This window comes from Diplocloster agilis (assembly GCF_019042275.1).
Lineage (GTDB): Bacteria > Bacillota > Clostridia > Lachnospirales > Lachnospiraceae > Diplocloster > Diplocloster agilis.
Map to the genome: position 1 here is coordinate 34095 of NZ_JAHQCW010000031.1, position 24519 is coordinate 58613.

General features: G+C 49.5%; 24 protein-coding genes. 3 read left to right on the forward strand and 21 right to left on the reverse strand.

Annotated elements, in window-relative coordinates; all coding sequences use genetic code 11:
• Nucleotides 1-65 precede the first annotated feature (65 nt).
• The 5 genes from rlmH to rsxC (KTH89_RS17005) form a co-directional block, all read right to left on the reverse strand.
• The gene (gene rlmH, locus KTH89_RS16985; RefSeq protein WP_158347094.1) at nucleotides 66-545 is read right to left on the reverse strand and encodes a 23S rRNA (pseudouridine(1915)-N(3))-methyltransferase RlmH; all 480 of its coding nucleotides are present in this window, start codon (nucleotides 543-545) and stop codon (nucleotides 66-68) included.
• Nucleotides 546-673: 128 nt separating this feature from the next.
• Entirely contained in the window at nucleotides 674-1450 is a 777-nt protein-coding gene (locus tag KTH89_RS16990; RefSeq protein ID WP_238722495.1) for a hypothetical protein, read from the reverse strand.
• A gap of 32 nt (nucleotides 1451-1482) precedes the next feature.
• Nucleotides 1483-2499: an FMN-binding protein gene (locus KTH89_RS16995; RefSeq protein ID WP_238722496.1), complete on the reverse strand. Its 1017-nt coding sequence runs from the start codon at nucleotides 2497-2499 to the stop codon at nucleotides 1483-1485.
• Nucleotides 2500-2547: 48 nt separating this feature from the next.
• Nucleotides 2548-3504 carry an RnfABCDGE type electron transport complex subunit D gene (locus tag KTH89_RS17000; protein ID WP_238722497.1) on the reverse strand — a complete coding sequence of 319 codons (957 nt, stop codon included), beginning with the start codon at nucleotides 3502-3504 and terminating at the stop codon, nucleotides 2548-2550.
• A complete protein-coding gene (gene rsxC / locus KTH89_RS17005; RefSeq protein ID WP_238722498.1) occupies nucleotides 3501-4844 on the reverse strand; it encodes an electron transport complex subunit RsxC in 1344 nt (447 codons plus the stop codon). The genes KTH89_RS17000 and rsxC (KTH89_RS17005) overlap by 4 nt, the downstream gene beginning before the upstream one ends.
• Nucleotides 4845-5039: 195 nt before the next feature.
• Here rsxC (KTH89_RS17005) and KTH89_RS17010 point away from each other — a divergent pair, with 195 nt between their 5' ends.
• Nucleotides 5040-6038 carry an FAD:protein FMN transferase gene (locus KTH89_RS17010; protein ID WP_238722499.1) on the forward strand — a complete coding sequence of 333 codons (999 nt, stop codon included), beginning with the start codon at nucleotides 5040-5042 and terminating at the stop codon, nucleotides 6036-6038.
• 113 nt (nucleotides 6039-6151) lie between these two features.
• On the opposite strand, the gene KTH89_RS17015 is transcribed toward KTH89_RS17010, so the two are convergent.
• The gene (locus tag KTH89_RS17015; protein WP_158347111.1) at nucleotides 6152-7417 is read right to left on the reverse strand and encodes an L-rhamnose isomerase; all 1266 of its coding nucleotides are present in this window, start codon (nucleotides 7415-7417) and stop codon (nucleotides 6152-6154) included.
• Between the two features lie 126 nt (nucleotides 7418-7543).
• Entirely contained in the window at nucleotides 7544-8530 is a 987-nt protein-coding gene (locus tag KTH89_RS17020; protein WP_158347112.1) for an AraC family transcriptional regulator, read from the reverse strand.
• A gap of 273 nt (nucleotides 8531-8803) precedes the next feature.
• Here KTH89_RS17020 and KTH89_RS17025 point away from each other — a divergent pair, with 273 nt between their 5' ends.
• Together KTH89_RS17025 and KTH89_RS17030 are read left to right on the forward strand one after the other, a co-directional pair.
• The gene (locus tag KTH89_RS17025; protein WP_238722500.1) at nucleotides 8804-9646 is read left to right on the forward strand and encodes a helix-turn-helix transcriptional regulator; all 843 of its coding nucleotides are present in this window, start codon (nucleotides 8804-8806) and stop codon (nucleotides 9644-9646) included.
• An 84-nt stretch (nucleotides 9647-9730) separates the two neighbouring features.
• Nucleotides 9731-10198 (forward strand): VOC family protein, encoded by a 468-nt coding sequence (locus tag KTH89_RS17030; protein WP_238722501.1) that lies wholly within the window; start codon nucleotides 9731-9733, stop codon nucleotides 10196-10198.
• Between the two features lie 543 nt (nucleotides 10199-10741).
• Here KTH89_RS17030 and KTH89_RS17035 read toward each other — a convergent pair.
• The 14 genes from KTH89_RS17035 to KTH89_RS17100 form a co-directional block, all read right to left on the reverse strand.
• Nucleotides 10742-11530, reverse strand: coding sequence for an RnfABCDGE type electron transport complex subunit B (locus tag KTH89_RS17035; protein WP_158347535.1), 789 nt, complete (start codon nucleotides 11528-11530; stop codon nucleotides 10742-10744).
• A 13-nt stretch (nucleotides 11531-11543) separates the two neighbouring features.
• On the reverse strand, nucleotides 11544-12119 hold the full coding sequence (rsxA, locus tag KTH89_RS17040) for an electron transport complex subunit RsxA (protein WP_158347537.1): 576 nt from the start codon (nucleotides 12117-12119) through the stop codon (nucleotides 11544-11546).
• 3 nt (nucleotides 12120-12122) lie between these two features.
• The gene (rsxE, locus tag KTH89_RS17045) at nucleotides 12123-12833 is read right to left on the reverse strand and encodes an electron transport complex subunit RsxE (RefSeq protein ID WP_158347539.1); all 711 of its coding nucleotides are present in this window, start codon (nucleotides 12831-12833) and stop codon (nucleotides 12123-12125) included.
• Complete coding sequence (locus tag KTH89_RS17050; RefSeq protein ID WP_158347541.1) at nucleotides 12826-13458, reverse strand: RnfABCDGE type electron transport complex subunit G; 633 nt, start codon at nucleotides 13456-13458, stop codon at nucleotides 12826-12828. Before KTH89_RS17050 ends, rsxE begins: the two co-directional genes overlap by 8 nt.
• Nucleotides 13455-14387, reverse strand: a complete 933-nt coding sequence (locus KTH89_RS17055; RefSeq protein ID WP_158347543.1) for an RnfABCDGE type electron transport complex subunit D — start codon at nucleotides 14385-14387, stop codon at nucleotides 13455-13457. The genes KTH89_RS17050 and KTH89_RS17055 overlap by 4 nt, the downstream gene beginning before the upstream one ends.
• A gap of 14 nt (nucleotides 14388-14401) precedes the next feature.
• Complete coding sequence (gene rsxC / locus KTH89_RS17060) at nucleotides 14402-15721, reverse strand: electron transport complex subunit RsxC (RefSeq protein ID WP_158347545.1); 1320 nt, start codon at nucleotides 15719-15721, stop codon at nucleotides 14402-14404.
• A gap of 622 nt (nucleotides 15722-16343) precedes the next feature.
• Nucleotides 16344-17096: an FRG domain-containing protein gene (locus tag KTH89_RS17065; protein ID WP_238722502.1), complete on the reverse strand. Its 753-nt coding sequence runs from the start codon at nucleotides 17094-17096 to the stop codon at nucleotides 16344-16346.
• A gap of 9 nt (nucleotides 17097-17105) precedes the next feature.
• Nucleotides 17106-18128 carry a radical SAM/SPASM domain protein, ACGX system gene (gene acgM / locus KTH89_RS17070; RefSeq protein ID WP_238722503.1) on the reverse strand — a complete coding sequence of 341 codons (1023 nt, stop codon included), beginning with the start codon at nucleotides 18126-18128 and terminating at the stop codon, nucleotides 17106-17108.
• Nucleotides 18129-18418: 290 nt separating this feature from the next.
• Entirely contained in the window at nucleotides 18419-19594 is a 1176-nt protein-coding gene (gene rpsA, locus KTH89_RS17075) for a 30S ribosomal protein S1 (protein ID WP_158347563.1), read from the reverse strand.
• A complete protein-coding gene (gene ispH / locus KTH89_RS17080) occupies nucleotides 19582-20427 on the reverse strand; it encodes a 4-hydroxy-3-methylbut-2-enyl diphosphate reductase (protein WP_158347565.1) in 846 nt (281 codons plus the stop codon). Before ispH ends, rpsA begins: the two co-directional genes overlap by 13 nt.
• On the reverse strand, nucleotides 20424-21098 hold the full coding sequence (cmk, locus tag KTH89_RS17085; protein ID WP_238722504.1) for a (d)CMP kinase: 675 nt from the start codon (nucleotides 21096-21098) through the stop codon (nucleotides 20424-20426). The genes ispH and cmk overlap by 4 nt, the downstream gene beginning before the upstream one ends.
• A 36-nt stretch (nucleotides 21099-21134) precedes the next feature.
• Nucleotides 21135-22394, reverse strand: coding sequence for a BaiN/RdsA family NAD(P)/FAD-dependent oxidoreductase (locus KTH89_RS17090; RefSeq protein ID WP_158347569.1), 1260 nt, complete (start codon nucleotides 22392-22394; stop codon nucleotides 21135-21137).
• Nucleotides 22395-22550: 156 nt separating this feature from the next.
• Complete coding sequence (locus tag KTH89_RS17095) at nucleotides 22551-22781, reverse strand: acyl carrier protein (RefSeq protein WP_158347571.1); 231 nt, start codon at nucleotides 22779-22781, stop codon at nucleotides 22551-22553.
• Between the two features lie 57 nt (nucleotides 22782-22838).
• On the reverse strand, nucleotides 22839-24491 hold the full coding sequence (locus KTH89_RS17100; protein WP_238722505.1) for an AMP-dependent synthetase/ligase: 1653 nt from the start codon (nucleotides 24489-24491) through the stop codon (nucleotides 22839-22841).
• Nucleotides 24492-24519 lie beyond the last annotated feature (28 nt).

Below are 24519 nucleotides of genomic sequence, written 5' to 3' on the forward strand. Positions count from 1 at the left end.
ACAGGTAGAATCGGTAGAACGGAGGTAGAATACGCAAATATTCAATCAAAAAATAGCGTTCCTGCTTATTTATGATACGGTTCCCCATATATAATCCGATAACTCCGATAGATCTGCTCCAGCAGAATCACCCGCATCAGCTGGTGCGGGAATGTCATTTTAGAAAAGCTTAAAAGCTGATCCGCCCTCTTTAAAACCTTCCCGGAAAGTCCTAAAGATCCTCCTATGATAAAGGTCAGCTGGCTGATCCCGCCGATCCCATATTGTTCGATCCGGCCGGCCAGCTCTTCCGAGGAAAGCATCTTCCCTTCAATAGCCAGAGCGGTCACATAGCTTCCCTCCCGGACTGCTTTTAGGATTCTTTCCCCTTCTTTTTCCCTGATCTGATCCTCCAACGCGCGGGAAGCGCCATCCGGAGTCTTTTCATCTGCGACTTCAATGATTTCCAGTTTGCAATACCGGCCCAGCCGTTTGCTGTATTCCTTGATTGCCTCCACCAGATATTTTTCTTTGATCTTTCCTACGGCGATCACGGTAATTTTCATAGTGTCCCTCATATGTATCCGGGCTTAACGCCCGGTGATATCCTGTCATGCTTTCTTGATTCTCTCGATTATATCATATCTGCATCCGTAATAAAATACTTCGCGCGGGATATTTATTTTACGGATCGTTATTTGACAACGGTCAGTACCATGTAAATAAGCCCTGTACTGATCAATTCGATGGGCAGCCCTCTCATCCGCTTACCGGTCCATGAATAGTTCAGCCGGTTTCTGACAGATAATACCAGAACTCCCACAAGAAGGATTCCCAGAATCCAGTTTACCGGCTGCCATTTTGAAAACAATTGGATCGGTACCGCCAATGCGGCTGCCGGTAATATGCTCAGCAGGCTGCCTCTTTCCTCTGACGTCTCATTGGTAACCGCATTGGCAATTCCCAGTATAACGCCGGCCGTAAGGAATCCAATGATCGGTGACTGAAACGCCTTCGCCAGGTATCCGCCTTCCAAAAATGCCCGGCCGAATATCTCCCCGTAGGCCAGAAGTTCTCTGAGAAGCCCCGCTGCCATCCATAATCCATAGACGACAGCCATCGGAAAGAGTACCGCATCGATATCGATATGCATCTTTCCCCAAAGGAAACTGCAAGCCATCAATACTCCCAGAATCAGCCAGACCAGCATTCTGCCCCTGTCAAAGGTCAGCCCGCCAACATAGCTGTAAGCGATCCGTCCTGCGGCATATGAAAGCGCTGTTTCCCCGATCAGCAGGGACGGAATCCTGGACCATTCCGGCACGCCTGCCTTACACATAAGCTCATGTAGCACAGAAGCGGCCACGGTCAATACGATCGTCAGAATTCCTGCCGCCAGCGCCTCCTTCAAGGTCCCGGAGCAAAAAATAATCACAAAGGCAGCCGGAACCATCGGATATCTCTCAGTCATATACATTCCTCCTAAATTAAGTCTCCCGCTCTCTATGATAAGGTCCCCAGATAATTTTTGATAAATGTATAGCCTTTATCGATTCCTTCTATCACTGCCCGGGAAGAGATGGTCGCTCCCGACACCCCGTCCACAGTGGTTCCCCTGCCGCTATCGGCTGAGCCGGCGGCATCGGCTGAACCGGTAAGATCCTCCGAGCCGGCAGCATCCGCCGTCTGGGCGCCTTCCATCTGCGTTCCCGCAGCCTGCACAAGGCATTGCTTCACCAGGGTGACAAAATCGGTGATCGAGATACTTACCCCTGCGACCGCGTCGGTCTTTCCCTGATCATCCGGGCTCAAGAAATCGGTAGACTGATTCTCAATCACAGCCGCTGCCAGAGCCTCCGCCTGTTCTTTCCATGTGGGGCCGCTCTCCGTCATCACATATTCCCCATTATCACTCAACACCCGTTTTGATTTTCCCTCGGCGTCCAGAGCGTCCCATATGATCTCTGTCATCTTCCCGTCTGTTATCGTTAATTTCATCGTATTCCGGTAACCGTTATAATCCGGCTGATCCGCCTCCACCGTATAGGTGCCGTCCTCAAATGCCGTGCCCTCCGCCGGCAGCTCCGGCTCTGCCGCTGCATTTTTAAGTGTGACAGGAAGGGGTACGTTCTTAAATTGTTCCAAAAAGGCAGGTTCCTTGATCAAAGCGCCCAGCCCTTCCGTCTCGTTGTGCTCCAGAACCTCCATCCGTGTTATGGTATCCCCATTTTTATCAAACACCAGCTCTAACAGAAGATCTCCTCCGTAGCCCTTTGTTTTTGTCACCACTTTGTAGCCCCCTGCATTTCCCTGTTCATCCAGAATCCGGTAAGCGGACTGAATTGCCGGATCGACATTTCCAAAGCTGTTGATATCGATCTCTTTTTGTTCTCCTGCAACCGACTGTTCCGTCTCTTTATCGGTTCCCCTGCCAAAATAATTAGCGCCCAGGATAACGCCAAAGGCAATGACCGTGACGATAACCAGCGTAATAATTCCTTTCCATCCGTTATCTTTCATAATTTCCTCCTTCTATGCGTTTACCGCACATATCGATATAGATGTGATTTACATGGCTGTTTTTTGATCTTTGTCGTACTTCGTGCCGTATACATGCTTCTGTTCAAATCTGGCCAACAGGCCAACCATGCAGTTGGCAGCCAGTATACCAAAGCAGACGCCTTCGGGATAGCTGCTGTAGATCCGCACCAGTCCGGTTATAATTCCCGCCGCCACGCTGTAGATCAGTCTGCCCCTGGCGGATATGAAGGAATAGTCGGTCAGCATATAGCAGGCTCCCAGAATTAAACTTCCTCCCAGAAGATTGGTCACCGGGTCACCGCCGAACAGATGTCCTCCTCCTAATACAAATGTAACAACCAGTACGGTGAGAATGTAAGCCAGTGAAGCCTTTACATTAATCAGGCCCCGGTAGCACAGATACCCCGCTCCCACCAGCAGCAGCAGTTTGCTGGTCTCTCCCAATGCGCCGGGAACATACCCAAGGAACATATCCAGCCAGGAATAATTTCCCTGCTCTCCCGCTTTCATAGCAGCCAGCACCGTTGCGGAGGATACCGCGTCAGTTCCCGCAGCCGGTACATACTGAATAATCTTCCCCGGCCAAACCACCATCAAAAGCAGCCGCCCGGCCAGCGCCGGATTCATGAAATTACTTCCAATCCCGCCGAACAATTGCTTTACGACAATAATCGCAAATATTCCCGAAATAATAATGAGAATCACCGGCGTCGTTACCGGTACCTGAAACGCAATCAAAATCCCTGTCACGACCGCGCTGAAATCAAATGCCGTGATCTGTTTTCCGGTCAGCCATTCCCAAACCAATTCCGAAAGCACACAGGTGATGACGGATGTCACGACCAGCAGCAGGCTTCGTATCCCAAAAAAGTAGACCGATCCCGTAAGCGCCGGCATCAGCGCAAGCGCCACATCCCCCATAATCCGCCTGGTAGTATTTTCTCCCCGTAAAAAAGGCCCTTTTCTTCCCTGTTCTTCTGTCATTGGATCACCCCTTTCTTGCGAAACGTCTGTTTGACCGCATTCCTGGCCGCGATATTCCGAAATGCCAGCTCAATCCTGGCCGGACAGACATAGGAACAGGCGCCGCAGCCGATGCATTCCGTAGCATAGAGTTTCCTGCAGACATCCAGTTTCCCGTTCCGGTATGCAAAATCAATCTTAAACGGATTCAGCCCCGCCGGGCAGACCCGTCCGCAGGCGCCGCAGCGGATGCAGGGCGTCTCAGTGGTAACCTGCTCCGGCAGGATCAGTATCCCCGAAGTGGCTTTTGACACAGCGCCTTCCGCCCGTTCCGCCCGCACATTTGTGCCAATACAATAACCGGTCATCGGGCCTCCCACGATCATCTGGTTCTGACCGGCGGATACATCGCCTGCCTTGCGAAGCAGCTCCTGAAACCGGGTTCCGACCGGTACCAGAAAATTCCCGGGCCGCTCCACGCAGCCGCTGACCGTCACATAGCGTCTGATCAGCGGCAGGCCTGCGAACACCATATCGGCCACGGCATTCGCAGTCGCCACATTCGATACGATCACTCCCACATCCGCCGGCAGGCCGCCGGACGGCACTTCCATATCAAGTACCGACTGTATCAGCTGGCGCTCTCCCCCCTGGGGATACATGGTGGGCAGTTCCTGTAGGCGGATGGGTACTTCCTTTTTCTTCAGGATCGTCCGGAAATTTTCGATCACGTCCAGCTTATTATCCTCAATACAAAGAACCGCCTCAGCCGCTCCCGCAGCTTTTATCAACAGCTGGATTCCGTTCAGTATCCCCATCGGCTGTTCCCGCATCAATATATGGTCACAGGTAAGATACGGCTCGCATTCCGCTGCGTTGACCAGTATGGTTTGTATATTTTTCTCTGTCTGATATTTTCGAAATGCCGGAAAGCCCGCGCCTCCCATACCGATAATTCCGCCTTTTTCCATGGAGCGCAGGATATCTTCCCTGGTTATTCCGTCATTTTCCATCCACTCCGTCTGATAGCTGCGCACTTCCGGAGCCGTATCCGCCTCTTCCGCCCGTATGACACAGACTTCTCCCAGGCTTCCTGTCTTTTTGATCTTAGTCACATGGCCGGTCACGCTGGCATGGACCGCCGCCGCGGCAAAGGTCTGCGGAATCCCGATCAGCTGCCCGCGATGAACGAAATCTCCTTCCTTCACCAACAGCCGGCAGACATTTCCCGGAGTCTGTTCCATGGAAATCTCAACGAGTTCGGGATTTACCTCCGTCACCGGGGCCTGAACCGTTAATGCCTTATCTGAACCATCTGTCGGATGGATTCCGCCCAGGAATCCGGATGAATTCTTTTTCATGTCTGCTCCCTCTTTTCTCTTATTCCATTCTTTCTTTTCCCGAGTATTCAAAACGTTAAAAACATCGCGCTGTTCTCCCATGCCTTGACAGTTTCCACAATCTTATTTAATATGAAAAGAAACGCTTTGAGGCAGAAATGCTCCTGCTTCCTAAAAGCATAGAAAGTGCGGTACAACGCACACAGGGAGGAAAAAATGACACGTCGTTTTCATAGATATATACTATTTTGGCTCATATTGGCAATTTTTATCCCTTCCTTATCCGGTTGTGATATAAAAAATACAGGCCAGCCGCTCAGCGCTTCCGCGATCAAGTTAAATACCTTTGTCACCGTCAAGATTTATGACATTAAAAAACAATCCATACTGGATCACTGCATGGAAATGATCGATCAGTATGAACTGTTATTTTCCCGGACGAATCCCGAAAGCGAGCTGTATCAGTTAAATGAACATCAATTAGAGACGGACCTTCTCTCCAAGCCCCTTCAGGATCTGATTCAAATCGGGCTTGACTACAGCGCCGCCTCCTCCGGCGCCTTCGACATCGCCATCGAGCCGGTCTCCTCCCTGTGGGATTTCACCGCCGAGCATCCGGTTCCCCCCGATCCGGCCGACATTCAGGCCGCGCTTCCCTACGTAAAGGCCTCCGGCGTCCACCTGCAGGACGGCCGCATCACCTTTGACGATCCCCATATGGGCATCGATCTGGGCGGCATCGCCAAGGGTTATATCGCCGACCGCCTCAAGGAGTATCTGATATCCCAAGGTGTGCACAGCGCCATGATTAATCTGGGCGGCAACGTCTTATGCGTGGGGACGAAGCCCGACGGCTCCCCCTTTGAGATCGGCATCCAGAAACCGTTCTCCGAGCGCAACGAAGTCATCACCACGATCCCCGTCACCGGTCAGTCCGTGGTCTCCTCCGGGGTCTACGAGAGATACTTTGATTATGAGGGTGTCCGCTATCATCACCTTCTGGACCCCGCCACCGGATATCCCGTCAAAAACGATCTTCTGGAAGTCACCATTCTATCCGACCAATCCGTAGACGGCGACGCCCTGAGTACCACCTGCTTCGTACTGGGGCTGGATGAGGGAATGGAGCTCATCGAATCCCTTCCCGACGTGGAGGCCATGTTTATCACCGACGATAACCAACTTCATTACTCCAGCGGGTTTCCGAAGATGTGAGCACGGCAAGATTACAAAATAAGTTAAAAAAGCACTGCCCGGATGGTATGCTCCCTGTCTAATTAACAGGGAGCGTATCCATTCCGGGCAGTGCTTTTTGCAACGATATCTATTTAGCTTCTCACTTTTAAGATCTCTGCTTCGTAAGCTTTTACTTCTTCCAGCCAATCCAGGCTTACGCCGGCGTTCTGCTGTGCGCAGTAGTAATCCCATACAAGGGAGAAGGGAGCGGCTTTGAACTCCTCTTTAAAGGCCAGTCTGGCGCTGACATCTCCGGTTGCTTCCAGTTCTTTCATCTTGTCAACCGGCTGTAACAGAGCGGCTAACATTGCCTTTCTGGTGTTGCGAAGACCGATGGTCCAGGCGCAGATTCTGTTGATGGATGCGTCGAAGAAATCTGTTGCGATATAGGTATCCTGCAGTCTGTTCAGGCGGACCAGCTCTTCCATGATCGCTCTGGTTTCATCGTCAAAGCTGACTACGTGATCGGAATCCCACCGTACCGGACGGGATACATGTAATAAGATATGATCCACAAACGCATACAGCGCGCCCAGTTTCGCGGAAACCACTTCGGTCGGATGGAAATGGCCGGTGTCCAGAGTCATGATGATGTTATCTTTGCGGGCATTTAATGCATACGCCATACTAAACTCATGAGATCCCACGGTATAGCTCTCAGCGCCGATACCAAATACTTTGGACTCGATACCGTCCATAACGCCTACCACGTCTTTGGTAGCCTCGAAGATCTGGTCATAGCTGTCTTTCATGCGCAATCTCGGTCCAACCGTATCGATCGGGAATTCTTTGTCCCCGTCGGGAGTCCAGTGATTGATCACGCAGGTCTTGCCGGTTCTCTCATAGAAGTACTGGCCAATCCGGCGGCAGTTGATTCCATGCTGAATCCAGAATTTACGGATCTCTTCATCTGCGGAGGATAAGGTTGCCTTCTCACTCAGCGGATGAGAGAAATATGTAGGGTTGAAATCAAGGCCAACGCCTTTTTCTACCGCCCAGTCCGCCCATTTTTTGAAATGTTCGGGAGCAACTTCGTTTCTGTCCACAAAAGTATCGGCTTCCAGGTAGCTGGCGTGCAGATTTACCTTTATCTCACCGGGAATATATTTCATCGCGACTTCCAGATCCGCCCGAAGCTCTTCCCCGTTTCTGGCTTTTCCTGGATAGTTACCGGTCGTCTGGATTCCTCCGGTCAAAGAAGTGTCTTCCTTCTTCTCCAAACCTGCCACATCGTCTCCCTGCCAGCAATGCATGGAGATCGGAGTCTCATTGGCAACCTTGATTGCCTCGTCTACATCTACACCAAACTGCGCATAATACGCTTTTGCGGCTTCATAGCCCTGCTTTACATCGTACATTGTTTTTTTCCACCTTCCTTGTTTCATTCATCTTCGTAAAAGTTCCTTGATGACATTTATTATACGGGATTTCCCATCAGATAACAAGGACGTTAATTCTCAATATTTACGTCCTTATTTTCCATTCTACTCTTCACTGTCACGGCGGTCCGAAAAGCTCATCCGGTATTGTCTGGGACTCATCCCGAATTTATCCTTGAACATCCGGTGAAAATAGCTGGTATTGTCATAGCCCACCCGGAAAATAATATCTGTAATCGGAAGGGCCGTCTTCATCAGCAGATGCACGGTCTGATTCAACCGCTTTTCATGCAGCAGCTCCTGGAACGTCCGGCCCGTACTGCTTTTAACCAGCTTGCTCATATTGGAGACGGACTGTCCCAAACTATCCGCCAGCTCGGTCAGGGTGGCCGTCTGATAGTTTTCCTCTATATACTTAAGCGTCTGCATAGCGGTTGCGCTCTGCTGCTGATCCGGGTTGGACTGCTCGATCTTATCCGTGTAGTTCACAAGCAGCATAAACAACAGTCCCATGGTCGTCTGGTTCAACTGCCTGTGATTGACCGGCTGATTCAGCAGAGACCAGATCAGGTTCTCCACCAGATTCTGCACCGGCAGCACATCCGCCACCTTATAATGCAGATAACCGGCGCTGTTATTATTTTTCCGCAGCGTGTCCACCACGAAATCGCTCAATACATTTTCCCGCTGAATCATGGGCAGCACTTCATCAAAAAACTGGGGCAGGATAAAAAAATTAATACAGATATCTTCCTTTCCGGCTTCCAGAATTTCATGGGAGGCAAACTGATTCAAAAACAACAATTCCCCTTTTCCCAGCACCAGCCTGGTTTCCCGGTTGATGATATGGGTCGTCGTCCCCGAGCACATATACATGATCTCAATATAATTATGCCTGTGTTCCGGGAACGGAATAAATCTGGTATGGGTACGGATATCAATCAGGCGGCCCTTATCCATCATCTTGGCGCTGTCCACCGTAAATTCACTGGAGCTGGTATACAGCTCTCTTTGCACCTGCTTATCCCCCGTCAGAATCCTTCTCTCCTCTTCTGTAATCGCGGAAAGTCTCTCCATCAGTTCCTGCTTCATCGGTTTGGAATCCCTCCTCTCTGATCACTTGGTCTCCCCATTTTGGTATCTACCCTGCTATATTACCACATTTGCAAAGGGATTACAGCTGTTATTCACTTCAAACAGCAGGCTACCCTTCTCCCTGCTAATAATACTCGGGCCAGGCACGGGATAAATGATAATTGGATAATGATAACTGGATAAATCTGGACGGAAGAATAACAAGTATTTGGTTGTGCAATCAGAATCTATTGTTTATAATTTTATTGTGACATTGAGAGGATGAATTACATGAATCGTATAAATTTTCATGCCGGTTACCATCCTGCAACTGCGCGTCCGTATACTGCAGACGACAGTTATGTACAGGTGCCGGCTTCACCGCTGCTGCAGCCTTATATCCGATGTTATTGGGGATCGGTACACGAATTTAATCCGCATATCTGCGGGTCTTATGACGGCACACTGATCGTACCGGATACCTGTTTGGATTTGATTATGATCCAAAATCTGGAAAACGGCCACATCCGAATGCTTTTTGTCTGTCTGAATGATACCTATACCATCAATTCGTGGGATAAACGCGAGAAGAAGATCTCCGTATTCGCGGTACGCTTTCATTGCTGGACAATGAATTTGATCAGCCGGGTCCCGATGACAGCTACTTTGAATCAAGTATACCCGCCGGACGAATTTTTCCCCGGCGTCCAGGAATTAGGAAAAAGAATATTTGATACGGACAGTTTTCAGGAACGGATACGGATCGCAGAAGAATACATAAAAAGACTGGTCGATTTTGGCCCTGCGTCCCTGCCGTTTTTTGACGGCATGGACTATATACTAAACCATAAGGGCGTAAGCACCCTGAAAGAATTATCGGAACATCTGTGCTACAGTAAGCGGCAGACACAGCGGATCTTCACGAAGGCCCTGGGCATAACCCCCGGCTATTTTATGGATCTGGTACGATACCAGTCGGTCTGGCAGGAAATGCTGGCCATCCACACAGCCGGCCGGAAGATCAACTACATGGATATCGTTGCGAAATACGGGTATTCAGACCAATCCCATTTCATCACAGATTTTAAAAAATACCACTCCATGACGCCCCGGGAAGCCTTAAACAACCTCTGAACATGTCGTCTTTTTCCTATATCTCCCCCTCTTCTCATGCTATGTTAATAACAGTTCACAAACCAAAACAATGGAGGGATACACATGATATTCAGTTGTCTGTTCGCCGTAGCGGATATCAATAAGGCAAGAGCTTTTTATGAGGATTTATTCGATTTAACTGTTTCCGACGATTATGGAAAGATGATCTCATTCGACTGCGGCCTGGTACTCCAGCAAGACTTTGACTGGCTGACCGGCATACCCCGTGAAGAAATGAAACAAAAAGAAAACAACTGCGAAATCTACTTTGAATTCAAAGATTTCGACGCCTTTCTCAAAAAACTCGAATCACACCAGGAAATCAACCTGCTCCACGCGGTCCGGGAACAGCCCTGGGGCCAGCGCGTCATCCGCTTCTACGATCCCGATCAACACCTGATCGAAGTAGGCGAAAGCATGAAATCCCTGGCGAAAAAATATCTCGCCGCCGGTATGACCCTGGAAGAAGCCGCCGCCCGGATGGACGTCCAGGTTTCCGACGTACAAAAAATGCTGACCGAAGCCGACTAATAAAGCCAAATTCGCCCTTCCCAAACAGCTCCCAATAATCACTCCCCTCAAAGCATCCCCCTCGGATAAGCGCTTCCAAGAAACCTCTGATTCGCAGGAACCGGGCGGCTCTTCCTTGGGGATGGGCTGGCCAGCCGCTTAAGATCTGGGGCCCCGGGCCATATCCGGGTGTGCCCCCGCCGGCCGGGGTCTTTGGTGTCTCCCTGGGAGCGCATAGGGCTTGCGCTGAGCATACGCTTAGTGAAATCGAAAAGCCGGATTCAGGATGACCGGCGGACTTCACGTCCGACGGGCAAGAGCCTCTGAACCGGGAACACATCATGTGTTCCTGGTGAATAGGCTCGGTTCCTGAATCCGGCTTTTCGATTTCACTTAGCGTATGCCAGCACAAGCCCTCCGCGCTCCCAGGGAGACACCAAAGACTCCGGCCGGCGGGGGCACACCCGGATATGGCCCGGGGCCCCAGATCTTAAGCAGCTGGCCAGCCCACCCCCAAGGAAGAGCCGCCCGGTTCCTGCGAATCAGAGGTTTCGCCCCCCCTAATCAGAGAATAATCTTTCTAGGACACTTCTCCTTGCAGGCACCGCATCCGGTACATTTTTCCGGATCTATGTGAGCTACATTGTTCGTTATGGTGATGGCGTCCGCTTCGCAGACCTTTTCACACATGCGGCAGCCGATACAGCCCACTTTACAGATCTTCATAACGTCTTTGCCTTTGTCCATGGAATTGCACTGAACCAGGCGCTCCTGCTCATAGGGAACCAGCTCGATCAGGTTCTTCGGACATTCGCTTACGCATTTTCCACAGGCCTTGCAGGCTTCTTTGTCCACCAGGGCGATCCCGTCCACGATATGAATGGCATCAAACTGACATGCTTTCACACAGGAACCGTAGCCGATACAGCCGTGGTTACAGGATTTAGGCCCGCCGGCCGGTACGAATGCCATCATCTTACAGTCTTCGATTCCATGATAGTGATAATCCTGCTCCGTGCGTTCGCAGGTTCCGGCACATTTAACGAAAGCCACCATCCGGGTCGATTCCCCGACCTCCTGGCCCATAATAGCCGCTACCTGTTCCGCTACCGGGGCTCCGCCCACAGGACAGCCTCCCACCGCGGCTTCGCCTTTTACTATGGCAGCCGCCAGACCGGAACAGCCCGCGTAGCCGCAGCCACCGCAGTTGTTACCCGGAAGTACGCCCAGAATCGCTTCCTCCCGCTCATCTACTTCTACTTTTAATTTTTCACCGGCAACGCCTAACATCAGGCCGATCAGCAGACCGGTTCCGCCGACTACGGCGGTCGCTATCAATATTCCAGTTAACATCTGTCTTCCCCTCCTATATCAAGCCGGCGAAGCCGCAGAAGGCGATTGCCATCAGGCCGGCCGTAATCAGCACTATGGGTGAACCCTTGAACGCAGGGGATATATCATTGTATTCGATTTTTTCCCGGATTCCGGCCAGAATCACGATGGATATCGTGAAGCCCACCGCTGTCGCGAAGCCGTTGACGACTCCTTCCAGAATTCCGTAGCTTTTCTGCACATTTGTCAGAGCGACGCCCAGCACCGCACAGTTGGTCGTGATCAAAGGCAGGTACACACCCAGCGCATTGTACAGGGAAACCATTTTCTTCTTTAAGAACATCTCCACGAACTGTACCAACGCCGCAATGACCAGGATAAAGACGATGGTCTGCAGGTAGGTCAGATGCGCAGGCGTCAGGATAAACTTATAGATCAGGCTGGTCACAAACGAGGAGATGGTGATGACGAAGATAACCGCTCCGCCCATACCGGCGGCCGTCTCCACCTTTTTGGATACTCCGAGGAAGGGACACAGACCCAGGAACCGGCTCAACACCACGTTATTTACCAGCGCAGATCCAATGGCGATTAATATCAATTCTTTCATCTGTTATTTTCCCTCCTTTTCCTGTCCGGAGAACAGATGTCCTCCGCAGGCTTTATTCATGCAGGAACTGCAGTCTCCGCCGAGACATCCCTGCGCGGGAGGCAGGGGCCTTCCCTTTTTCTCCGCACGGGCACGGACCTTATTCATGATCGCCACTAACACCGCCAGCACGAAAAACGCGCCGGGAGCAAGCACAAAGATCGTAATGGGTTCATAGGAAGCGGGCATAATCTGTTTTCCAAGCAGCTGACCGGAACCCAGCAGTTCTCTCACCGCTCCGATACAGCACAGTCCCACGGTGAATCCAAGTCCCATTCCAATCCCGTCGAAGATAGACGGAAATACAGGATTTTTCGAAGCATAGGACTCCGCACGGCCCAGGATGATACAGTTCACCACGATCAAAGGAATATAGATACCCAGAGAGTCATACAGGCTGGGCAGATATCCTTCTACCAGAAACTCCGTTATCGTTACGAAGGACGCCACGATGACGATAAATGCCGGCACACGGGCCCGGTCCGGGATAATATTGCGCAGCAGGGAGATCAGCAGGTTGGACATGACCAATACTGCCGTCGTGGATAATCCCATTCCCACGCCGTTGATTACAGACGTCGTTACCGCCAGAGTGGGACACATACCCAGCATCAGCACAAACGTCGGATTCTCTTTGATAATACCGTTATAGAGACGTTCGGTACATTTATTCATTTACACCGCCCCCTTCCAATGTCTGAAACCAGCAGAGCCCGGCATTGATCGCACCCGTCATGGCTTTGGTCGTAATCGTCGCTCCGCTGATCGCATCAATCTCATTATCCGCAGAGGCGCCGGTTTTGGTGTAGGCAAAGCTGTCAACCTTCTTGCCGGCAAACTGCTGTTTGAACGCATCTTCCTTCGCCTTCATACCCAGGCCGGCCGTCTCGCTGATGGAGAGGATCTCATAACCGTTCACGGTTCCGTCATTTCGAATTCCCAGCGTAAAAGTGATATCGCCTCCGTACCCTTCGGATGTGGTGATGTTCATCGCATAACCCAGAACATTGCCGCCGGCATCCAAAGCCTTCATCGTCTCATTGATCACGATACTGGCCTTTTCGGCATCCGCGCTGTTAAATCCGCCGTCCACAAGGGCTTTTGCGCTTGCCTCTTCCGTATCAGACATCTCCTCGAACTTTTCCGCGTCCGAAAATACGGTCTTATATGCTTCCTGTTTTTTCAACTCTTTTTGCACCGCGATGGGGTCCTTGGTCACTTCATAGACCAGTCCCAGCAAGACTCCGGCCACCAGCGTGATGACAGTCAATATAATCGTGTCTTTTACGATTCTGTTCATGCGCGTTTTCCCCCTTTCCCAAATGCCTTCGGAAGGGTAATGCGCTCAATCAGAGGAACCAGCAGGTTGCTGATGATGATCGCATAGGATACACCTTCTGCGCTGGGCCCGAACAGACGGAATACGCCGGTCAGAACCCCCAGCAGAATTCCATAGACAATCTGCCCGGTCTTTGTGATCGGGGACGTGACGTAATCCGTGGCCATAAACCAGGCGCCCAGCATCAGGCCGCCGCCGGCCAGCTGCGCCGTGATATAATTCATGTCAAAGCCGTGTCCCCCAAAAATAATCAGGAACACAACGAAGGTAACAAGATATGTACCGGGAATGCGCAGATCAATGATTCCCATCAGGATCAGGAAAATAGCGCCGATCATAATCGCAATCACAGAGGTCTCGCCGATGGTTCCCGGAATACGTCCGATCACCATATCCAGCGTGTTCACCCCACCGCCGCTCTTTAATACGGCCAAGGGTGTCGGACCGGTAACTCCGTCGTAGGCAAAGGATGTCATTCTGGCCGTAAAGGAGATCAGCAGAAAACATCTGGCGCCTAACGCCGGGTTCATAAAATTCTGTCCCAGCCCGCCAAACAGCTGTTTGACTACCAGGATGGCAAAAACGCTGCCGATGACCGCGATCCACCAGGGAAGTGTCGGGGGCAGGTTCAGGGCCAGCAATAAACCGGTAACCACCGCGCTGAAATCTCCGATTGTTATCTTTCTGTGCATCAGCTTTTCATACAGGTATTCCGTCAGCACACAGGTCGCTACCGATACCAGTATCAGGCTTAACGCCGGTAATTTGAATTGGATCACACCGAACACCGTTGCCGGTAAGAGGGCAATGACCACCATGAGCATTATAAAACTGGTGGTGGCTTTATCTCTGATGTGCGGTGAGGAAGATACGCTTTTTAAATCACTCACAATTTCCACCTCTCTTATTTCTTTTTCCGATTCGCCAGAATCATTTTTCTCATGGATTTGATGGACTGGGTCAGACACCGTTTCGCCGGACAGACGAAACTGCAGCAGCCACATTCACAGCATTCCATGCCATCCCACTTCTGGAAGGCCGCCTCGTCATAATGCTCCGCGTAATCCGCCAGCCTGGACGGAATCAAATGTTCCGGGCATCCTTCCACACAGCGTCCGCAGTTAATACAGTTGGACGGTTCGTACATGGCGATCTCATCCTTCGTCATACATAAAAGTGCGGAGGAGGTTTTCGTGGTGGGCACGTTCAGGTCATAGATTCCAAATCCCATCATAGGGCCGCCGGATACGATTTTCGCCGGTTCCTGTTTGAACCCGCCCGCTTCATCTATCAGTTCGGCGTAGATCGTGCCTGTATGCACGCAGAAATTCCGGGGATCCTTAATGGCGTCTCCGGTCACCGTGACGATACGCTCCATCAGAGGTTTTCCCTCCACAACCGCCTTATAAACAGCCACGATGGTATCCACGTTATTGACAATACATCCCGCGTCGGCAGGCAGCATGGAGGAATTAATCATGCGGTCCGTCGCCGCATAGATCAACATACGCTCCGCTCCCTGCGGGTATTTGGTCTTCAGCGCCTTCACCTCGATCCGGGGTTCGTCCTTCGCCACCTGTTTTAACAGGGTGATGCAGTCCGGTTTGTTGTCTTCCACCGCCAGTATACCTTTTGCGTTGTCAAACAGCGACAGGATCACTTTCAGGCCGCCTACTAACTTCTCCGGTTCTTCCAGCATTCTCCGGTAATCACTGGTCAGATAAGGTTCACATTCCGCGCAGTTGGCTATGATATATTCGATCTTCTCCGGTTCTTTCGGGGAGAGTTTCACATGCGTGGGGAATCCGGCTCCACCCATGCCGACGATACCGGCATTTTGGATTCTTTTTATAATCTCTTCTTTCGTTAATGCGGACACATCGTCAACAGCCTCATATGGGACTTCTTCGTACTTCCCGTCGTTTTCGATGATAATCGCATCCATCAATGTGCCGGTAACCGTAAGTCTGGGTTCGATTCCCTTCACAGTCCCGGATACGGATGAATGCACCGGAGCCGACACAAAACCACCGGCCTCGGCAATCAGCTGCCCTCTCAGCACAGGATCGCCCTTCGCAACCACCGGCTTGGCCGGCGCCCCGATATGCTGAGACAACGGGAACACCAGCTCCCCCTTAGGCAGCACACTAACGATTGCCTTGTCTTTGGATAAATCCTTTCCGTCATAAGGATGGATTCCGCCCTTGAACGTCAATCGCGCCATAATTCTTTACCTACCTCTCTCATGATTTCCTGAAGCGGTGTTATTTGCACCGCATATTCAGGTATCGGTGAACATTTCGTTCTCCTTTTTCTCCTGATACTCTGAATGGCATAATAAGTTATATTCAGAGCCCTACTACTAATATACAGATTTTTACATAAAATTACTACCCTATTTCTTTGCAAAGTGTTATAATAAATTGAAGTCGGGAACCTGCCGACGTTAAAATTTTATCAATATCTTCCGTATTATTTAAATGAAATAATGATTCTTTAGGAAGTTTATTCCTGCCACAAAAAAGGGCGCCGCAAAATCATCAGTATAGGTGATTGAGCAACGCCTTTTGTTTAACGTACTCCCTTTATATCTCAACATTATCATCCTGTTAATCATTATTCAGCAGAGGCACAGCTCGAACAGCTGGCACCGCAGCTGCTGGAGCCCGAACAGCTGGAGCTTCCGCAGTCACAATCCGCCATCGAAACGGCTGGAAACCCCGCCTGTCCCTCTCTGTTACCTCCACACAGATATCTCTGTGCTGTCAGCTTTCTATCATACACGTATTTCTCCGACCAAAAACTGGTATTCTGTAGACTGCCCATTTCTTTTCCTCCTGGTTGTGTTATTTTCCGTAATTATAGAAGGCCTTGATTTCTTCCGCTATATGATCTGCATCCGGATATACACTTTTTAAAGTGATACCGCATATTTTCAATTCTTCCAGATATTCTTTTTTCGCGTCATAAGGGATCACAACTTTTATCAATAAGTCGTCACTCTTTATATCCGTTAACTTTCTCTTTGAATTATGAACCGTAAATGCCGCTTGCTGAACATAGATCCGCATGTTGTTTTCTACCGGATAGCATGCGTAGATTTTGTCCTTCGCCTCTTTGCGCTCAGCACCCGAATCGAATACGGACACCAACAATTCTGTGATGGAAGGTGAATCCATTGGGCTGATACAATCCCCCAGACCTTCTGCCAGATTCAGCTGTCCCGGTCTTAGAATCCAGATGCAGCCATCTTTCCCCGGCTGATCTTCATACCGGTACGTTGCAAAAAACGTGGCGACCAGTAAAGATTTCGACCAGTCCAGAAGTCTCGTCGGGAGTCCGTAATGCTGCATAAGCGCAACCCAGCCCGGTAAGTAATGAGGCGGTGGTTTCTCCTTGAGCGCCACACTCGCCCGCATATAGAAATCGATCGCCATATGCTGTTCATTGGCGGCATAGGATCCCCGTTGTACGGATGGGACCAGCTCCCACTGCGCATTCAAATGTCCTCTGTACCACAGATAATATTTCCCCCTGGGGTAAAGATCATTGACAATCGAAATTAATTCTCTGAGATTATTTGCAATATACTCTTTCATACTGCTCCTTCACCGTGCTACCCAGCACTGAGGGTCTTTTCCATAGAAATCTCCGGTCAATCCATAACCAACCGCCGGGCAGCCCCGGCAATAACACAGATATTTACAGTCAGAACAAGCTTCAAACTTATCGTATTCCCTGTAGTACTCCATCTGCGGTCCCAGGAAGACCCGCTCCAACGAATCGGATAATGCATTGCCGATCAAACTTTCAAATCTCCTGCAGGCATAGACATCCCCATTTGCCAGGATTGTCATATGGGAAATCCCACAATTGCAGCCTTCCAGTATCAGATTTTCTTTATTTTCTTCCGGCTGAAATACCCCTTTTTCGTGCAGAAAGGGTATCCACAGGTGATCCTTTAAGGAAAAAAGTGTACCTCTGTCCTTATACTTCTCAAACAATTCCCAACACTGCTGTAATAATCCCCTGTATTCCTCAGGCGTTACCAGGTTATAATCATCTCTATGAGTTGGACAGTATCGGGCAAACGCATAACTGTCCACATGATGATCTACCACAATCTTAATCAGCTCCGGAATCTCCAGGATATTATGCTTTGAGACCGTTGTCATAACCGCTGTTTTTATACCGCTGTCCTTTAAAAGCGGCACTTTTTCCAGTGTGTTATCAAAGGAGCCCTCTTTTCGTATTGTATCGTGTGTGCGTTGCAGCCCGTCCAGAGACATCTGGTACTTCTGACACCCCAATCTATGCAGCCTCTCACAGACGCCCGGCGTCAGGTGAAAGGGATTGCCCAATATGGAAAAAGGGATCTTCCTGTTGGAAAGAAGCTCCAAATATCCCCATATATCATAGTATAGTAACGGGTCGCCGCCTGTTACAAAGATATACGGTGCAACCCGGAACCGTTCACACATTTCCAGATAATTCATAAGAATTATTCTGAGATCCTCAAGTTTTAATTCCGGGCGGCTTGTCTCACCATTTTTGGAATATATGTAGCAATGTTTACACCGCTGGTCACACAGGTCGGTTATATGCCATTGTAATCCAAAACTTTTGTTCATGATAAACTGTGTTTGATCCTCCCCTGATGATTACTATTATTTTACCGCGGCAGGATCTGTATTTCAATCGCATTATTGTTTAAAATTCGATACATGTTTCCATATTTCATGCCCAAACAGTATACGCAAAAGTACGCAAAAGGAAATCCGTCCGGTTCCCATTAAAAGATACGGCTTTTATTCCATAGGCGCATTTTCCTATGGAATAAAATAAGGGCATCGCTCAACCATCCGTTTTGATGATTTTGCGATACCCTATTTTCATTTATATTCCCTGCCGGTATCAGCCCTTAGGCTTCCTCGGTATATTCCTCTGCATTCTCCACAGAAGCCGCTTCCAAAGCTTCCTCATCCATTTGTTCCGCACTATACTCTTCCGCATCCATCGGGACTTCTTCTGTGCGTTCTTCCAAAGGAGCTTCCAGAACTTTCATGCTCAGGCTGATCTTACGGTCTTCTCCGTTGAAATCTACCACTTTCGCGGTGATCTCCTGGCCGGCCCGCAGTACATCCGAAGGTTTCTCCACATGCTCTCTGGAAATCTGGGATACATGCAGCAACGCGTCCACACCCGGCTCCAGCTCCACAAACGCACCGAAATCGGTCATTCTGGCTACTTTACCCGTTACGATGTTTCCAACCGCATATTTATCCGCTGCGGTTAACCAGGGATTCTGATCTTCAAATTTTAAACTCAGGGCGATCTTATCGCCGTTGATATCCTTAATCAGGACTGTCAGCACTTCGCCAACCTTGAATACTTTCTTAGGGTTCTCCACTCTGCCCCAGGACATTTCAGAGATATGAAGCAGACCGTCTGCACCGCCCAGATCGATAAATGCGCCAAAATCGGTTACATTCTTGACGGTACCTTCCACCACATCACCCACATGGATCCTGGCGAACAGTTCTTTCTGAAGTTCCGCTTTTTTTGCAACCAGCAGCTGTTTGCGGTCGCCAATGATTCTTCTGCGTCTCGGATTGAACTCGGTAATCACGAATTCGATCTCCTGATCGGCGTATTTCGTCAGGTCTTTCTCATAAGAGTCAGACACCAGACTGGCCGGAATGAATACACGGGCTTCATCGATGACCACGCTTAAGCCGCCGTCTAAAACCTGGCTGACTTTCGCGGTGAGAACTTCCTGATTATTGAAGGCTTCTTCCAGTCTCTTGTTGCCTCTCTCGGCAGCGAGACGTTTATAGGTCAACAGAACTTGTCCTTCCCCGTCATTTACCTTCAGAACTTTCACTTCCATCGTATCCCCTACGGAAACAATCTGGGTCAGGTCCACATTCGACTCATTGGTATATTCATTTCTTGTGAGAATGCCGTCTGCTTTGTAACCTATGTTTAAGATGATTTCATCTTCTTTCACACCGATGACTGTGCCCTCGACTACCTCTCCTGTACGTATTGTTTTAAAAGATTCTTCCAACATTTGTTCAAAGCTCATTTCTGCCATTCCTTTTGAACCTCCTCAATTATTTTCTTTGGGGTGGAAGCCCCTGCAGTAATACCTACGCAGCCAACGGACAACAGCTTCTGCACATCTAAGTCATTCAGAGTCTGTATATAGTAAGTATCGTTACATTCCTTTTTACATATTTCATATAGCTTCTGTGTATTGGAGCTGTGCCTGCCTCCAATCACAACCATAGCATCGACTTCCCGGGCAATTTGCCTTGCTTCTGCCTGTCGCTCTTCTGTGGCATTGCAAATCGTATTTACAACAAGTATATCATAACCCTTTTTAGAGAGAATTTCAACTAAATCTTGAAATTTATTGTTGTTAAATGTCGTCTGGGAAACCACGCAAAGCTCTTCGCCCTTCGGAACCTGAAAACTTTCAGCCTCCTGAAAAGACTCGATAACCGTAGTTTTGCCACTGCTCCAGCCTTTGATTCCTTCTACTTCCGGATGCTTATCATTTCCAATTATAACTATATGTTTTCCCAGGGCGCTCTCCCGCTCCACGATCCGATGGATCTTCAGCACGAACGGACAGGTCACATCGATCATTTTCAGTCCCTGTTTCTCGATCACCTGGTAAATATGTTTGGATACTCCGTGAGAACGTATAATAACGGTACCTTTATTCAGCTGTTTTAACTCTTCCTCCGTATGAATTACCGATACGCCCTTTCGCTCCAGATCCTCCACGACCTCCTCGTTATGGATAATCGGACCAAAGGTATAGATCGGGCTTCCTCCCTTTTCCACTTCTTCATACACTCTGTCCACCGCGCGTTTTACTCCAAAACAAAATCCCGCGGTTTTCGCAAGCTTTACTTTCATAACTTTGCTCTCTTTTCCTTATATAACTTCAGGATCTGATCCGCCACTTCTTCAATATTCATAGAGGACGTATCTACCAGAACCGCATCCTCCGCCTGCTTAAGGGGAGCGAACTCCCTGGTCATGTCTCTGTGATCCCGTTCTTCAATATCTTCCGTGATTTGCGCGAGATCGCACGGGATTCCCTTTTTCTGCAATTCCAGATATCTCCGGTTCGCCCGGGTCTTCACGCTGGCCGTCAGATAAATCTTCAGGAATGCGTCCGGCAGCACATAAGTCCCGATGTCCCGGCCGTCCATCACCACATCTGCCCCGGCCGCTAAAGCTCTCTGCAGTTCCACCAGCTTTAGCCTCACCTTTGGATTCACCGATGAGGCGGAGGCCATATTGCCAACTTCCTCCGTTCGGATCAGCCCGGTTACATTCTCTGCGTTTAACAGAACCTGCTGCTCCTTGTCCTGATAGCGTATCGTGATATCCGCTTCCTGACATACTTTCCCGATCAGATCGGAATCCCCTGGCGGAACCCCCTGCCTGATCAGGTGCAGCGCAATCGCCCGGTACATGGCCCCGGTGTCCACGTAGACAAATGACAGCGATTTCGCAATACGCTTCGCAATCGTACTCTTCCCCGCTCCCGCAGGTCCGTCAATTGCAATACTATAGCCCATAAACCTTCCTCCCTTGTTGCTTCTTCGACGCACATTCTAGGAGACCTGCGCATCTTGTGCCGCTGCAATGATTCCCTGCACGGCCGTATATGCTGTAGACCAGGCGATCTGAAGATTAAATCCCCCGGTCACTGCATCCAGATCCAGAACCTCTCCGGCAAAATAAAGTCCCTGTGCCTTCCTGGATTCCATGGTAGACGGATTGATCTCTTTTACATTCACTCCGCCCCTGGTTATAATCGCTTCCTGATATCCCCGAAGCCCGGTCACCGTCATCGTCAAATGCTTGATCAGCCACACCAGCTGCTGCCGTTCTTCTCTGGAGATCTCATGGACCTTTTTTTCCTCCGGTATCCCGCTCAACGACACGATCACCGGAATCAATTTGGCGGGGAATAATTTCCCCAGTGAATTTTTAAAATCGCGGTTCCGGTTTTCCTCAAAATCCCGCAGAATCCGGTGATCCAGCTGTTCTATGCTAAGAGCTGGTTTTAGATCAATCGAAAGCGTTAATGTCTCATTTCCAATCTGGTTCGTGATATAGCTGCTTCCGCTCAAGATCAGCGGTCCGCTCACCCCGTAGTGGGTAAACAGCATTTCTCCGAAATCCGAATACAGCTCCTTTTTTCCACTTGTAATCGTCACCTGCACATTTTTCAGGGACAGTCCCTGCAGACGCTTTACGTAGTCTTCTTTTACCTCAAGCGGAACAATGGAGGGAGCAAGCTTCGTCACCTGATGTCCGGCGGTCTTGGCAAACCGGTAACCGTCGCCGGTGGAACCGGTAGCCTGATAGGAAAAGCCGCCTGTTGCTATCACGCAGGCATCTGCGTCCACCGCCCGTCCATCCTTTAGCCGGATTCCACGAAAACGAGTTTCTTCTATTATAATGTCCGCCACTTCCGCGCGCAGATGGGTCCGCACATTGAGGCGTTTCATTTCATTTTCCAATCCACGGATGATGTCCGAAGAATGGTCGGACACCGGAAAGACCCTGTTCCCACGCTCCACTTTCAACGGGACTCCCAGATCTTCAAAGAATTGCATCGCATCCTGATTTGTAAATCCATAGAAAGCGCTATATAAAAACTTCGGATTGGAACGCACACTTAAGAATAATTCTTCCGTATCGCAAGCGTTTGTTACATTGCAGCGTCCTTTTCCTGTGATAAATAGTTTTTTCCCCAGCTTCTCATTTTTCTCAAAAACTTCTACCTGGCAGACACCGCTTCGGGCGGCAAAAACTGCCGCTGCCATCCCCGCAGCGCCTCCGCCGATAATTAAAACCCTTTTCATTCCTGTCTCCATTCCAAATGTCCGGCCTGTTCCCATGATTGTTACAATCATGATTCCTCCGGTAGATGCACACTCCGCGCCAGATAAAGCGCTCCGGCGCAGATCTAATGTCTGTCGACATTATATCATGGCCCCAGGTTTTTTGTCTATTCTAATTTATGGCTGGGTAATTCCTCTCTCTTCCAGATACTCGATCACATCCCGGACCAGATGCAGATGCCAGACCTCCCTTGGTTGGATGGAGATATCAAAATGATCTTCAAAAATTACAATAATATTCATAATATCAAATGAATTTAAAGCCAGATCTTTAATAAAATCTGTGTCATAGGTGACCCCTTTTTTACCGGTCACTGTATATATAGCGTCCTGAATAAACTCCAGCATAATCCATCCTCCACCTTTTCCTCTTAAATACCATAGCCGCTTCTTCTTGCCGGCTTCTTACACCATATGCCGCTTAATCTTTTTCGTCCCTGTCTTAGAGAATTCTTTTTCCCGTATATTAATCATTTGAACCTGCTGATAGGTCGGAAGTTTTTCATTGATGGCGTCGATCTCTTTTTGCAGTTCCTCCAGTATCTCATAAGAGGACATATGGCCGGTGCGGTCGGGATCCGGATAGATGCTGGCTGTAATCTTGACATCATCCACAGATGTCCCGCTGGCCGTACCGGTTACGACCACCTCCTTTACCAGAGGCACCTGCATAATCAGCTCTTCAAGCTTCTCCGGCGAGGTTTTCTTCCCATTCTTAAATACGATCAGATTCTTCTTCCGTCCGGTCAGATACAGGCACCCGTCTTTATCCTGATACCCCAGATCTCCGGTTTTAAACCAGCCGTCCTCCATTACCTCTTTCGTCTGCTCCGGCGCTTTATAATATCCTTCCATCACGGAATCTCCCCGGACCCAGATCTCATCCTCCACGATCCGGATCTCACAGCTGGGCAGTACATAGCCTACAGAACCCATCTTATAAGACCGGTTGCTATTCACGGAGATCAATGGTGAACATTCGGTGATTCCATAGCCCTGCAGGATCAGAATGCCGAAAGACTCAAAATCCTCCGATATTTCTTTTCCAAGATGTGCCCCGCCGCAGATCATAATGTGAAGATTGCCCGCTATCTGTTCCCGGATTCCGTCCAGGGTCTTGCTCTTCATACGGATACCGCATTTTCTCAAAACGCGCACCAGCTTTAACAATCTTTTCAGCTGATCGGCTTTTCCGGCTTTCTCTGCGTTCAGCCAGATTTGATTATAAATGGATTCCACAATCAGGGGAACCGTCAGCATAGTATCCGGTTTCGCCAGCTTCAGATCCCGCAGCATCGTCTTCAGATCTCCGTTTATATAGACGTGAGTCCCTCTGAGCAGCGATCCCAGTATCGAACAGGTCAGTCCGTATGTGTGGTAAAAGGGAAGTGAACAGAATACAGTCTCTTCGAAAGTGACATACAAACAGGAATCGCACATATTTTTTAAGATATTTTTATGGCTTAATATCACCAATTTGGACTTGCTGGTAGTGCCCGATGTAAAGGCGATTACCGCCGGCTGGTCCGGCTGCACCGTCACAAATCCACTTTGCTGTTCTTCTGTGCGCCGTTTACCCTTTTCGCACAACTCGTCAAGGCTTTTCGTCCCCTCTCTTTGCGCGCCCAAATAAACCACCTGTTTTAAACCTAACTGATCCACACTGACCGGGTCAAAAACCGACCGGTATCCTGCGGATGCGAATACCATTTCGGCATCCGCCATCTGGATCATTTCCCTGATACTGTCATCGGACTGCTCGATATCTACGCACACGGCAACCGCCCCACAGGCCATAATTGCCAGGCAGGCCACAACCCAGTCACAGCTGTTTTCACTGACTATCGCGATATGGCGTCCTGCCATGCCCATAGCAATCAGCTCTTCTTTTAAATAAGTGACACGTAAGACCAGTTCCTCATAGGTAACCGTTATTTTTTCCTGTTTTCTGGTGAAATATGAAATGGCCTCCCGATTCCCATATTTACGTGACAGCCCCTCCAGATATGCTGGAATTGTATCAAAATATTCGGTATCATACAAAGGGAATTTTTTCATTTGAGCCTCCTGCTGTTTTTCTGTTTTT

Excerpts from the sequence above, each read along its gene's own strand:
- KTH89_RS17065 (WP_238722502.1), bottom strand. The coding sequence starts at position 17,096 with ATGAAAGAGTATATTGCAAATAATCTCAGAGAATTAATTTCGATTGTC.
- KTH89_RS17030 (WP_238722501.1), top strand. The coding sequence starts at position 9,731 with ATGATATTCAGTTGTCTGTTCGCCGTAGCGGATATCAATAAGGCAAGA.
- cmk (WP_238722504.1), bottom strand. The coding sequence starts at position 21,098 with ATGGGCTATAGTATTGCAATTGACGGACCTGCGGGAGCGGGGAAGAGT.
- rpsA (WP_158347563.1), bottom strand. The coding sequence starts at position 19,594 with ATGGCAGAAATGAGCTTTGAACAAATGTTGGAAGAATCTTTTAAAACA.
- KTH89_RS17095 (WP_158347571.1), bottom strand. The coding sequence starts at position 22,781 with ATGCTGGAGTTTATTCAGGACGCTATATATACAGTGACCGGTAAAAAA.
- KTH89_RS17000 (WP_238722497.1), bottom strand. The coding sequence starts at position 3,504 with ATGACAGAAGAACAGGGAAGAAAAGGGCCTTTTTTACGGGGAGAAAAT.
- KTH89_RS17100 (WP_238722505.1), bottom strand. The coding sequence starts at position 24,491 with ATGAAAAAATTCCCTTTGTATGATACCGAATATTTTGATACAATTCCA.
- KTH89_RS17035 (WP_158347535.1), bottom strand. The coding sequence starts at position 11,530 with ATGTTAACTGGAATATTGATAGCGACCGCCGTAGTCGGCGGAACCGGT.
- KTH89_RS16995 (WP_238722496.1), bottom strand. The coding sequence starts at position 2,499 with ATGAAAGATAACGGATGGAAAGGAATTATTACGCTGGTTATCGTCACG.
- acgM (WP_238722503.1), bottom strand. The coding sequence starts at position 18,128 with ATGAACAAAAGTTTTGGATTACAATGGCATATAACCGACCTGTGTGAC.
- KTH89_RS17010 (WP_238722499.1), top strand. The coding sequence starts at position 5,040 with ATGACACGTCGTTTTCATAGATATATACTATTTTGGCTCATATTGGCA.
- KTH89_RS17025 (WP_238722500.1), top strand. The coding sequence starts at position 8,804 with ATGAATCGTATAAATTTTCATGCCGGTTACCATCCTGCAACTGCGCGT.
- ispH (WP_158347565.1), bottom strand. The coding sequence starts at position 20,427 with ATGAAAGTAAAGCTTGCGAAAACCGCGGGATTTTGTTTTGGAGTAAAA.
- rsxC (WP_238722498.1), bottom strand. The coding sequence starts at position 4,844 with ATGAAAAAGAATTCATCCGGATTCCTGGGCGGAATCCATCCGACAGAT.
- rlmH (WP_158347094.1), bottom strand. The coding sequence starts at position 545 with ATGAAAATTACCGTGATCGCCGTAGGAAAGATCAAAGAAAAATATCTG.
- rsxC (WP_158347545.1), bottom strand. The coding sequence starts at position 15,721 with ATGGCGCGATTGACGTTCAAGGGCGGAATCCATCCTTATGACGGAAAG.
- KTH89_RS16990 (WP_238722495.1), bottom strand. The coding sequence starts at position 1,450 with ATGACTGAGAGATATCCGATGGTTCCGGCTGCCTTTGTGATTATTTTT.
- rsxA (WP_158347537.1), bottom strand. The coding sequence starts at position 12,119 with ATGAAAGAATTGATATTAATCGCCATTGGATCTGCGCTGGTAAATAAC.
- KTH89_RS17015 (WP_158347111.1), bottom strand. The coding sequence starts at position 7,417 with ATGTACGATGTAAAGCAGGGCTATGAAGCCGCAAAAGCGTATTATGCG.
- KTH89_RS17050 (WP_158347541.1), bottom strand. The coding sequence starts at position 13,458 with ATGAACAGAATCGTAAAAGACACGATTATATTGACTGTCATCACGCTG.
- KTH89_RS17020 (WP_158347112.1), bottom strand. The coding sequence starts at position 8,530 with ATGAAGCAGGAACTGATGGAGAGACTTTCCGCGATTACAGAAGAGGAG.
- rsxE (WP_158347539.1), bottom strand. The coding sequence starts at position 12,833 with ATGAATAAATGTACCGAACGTCTCTATAACGGTATTATCAAAGAGAAT.
- KTH89_RS17090 (WP_158347569.1), bottom strand. The coding sequence starts at position 22,394 with ATGAAAAGGGTTTTAATTATCGGCGGAGGCGCTGCGGGGATGGCAGCG.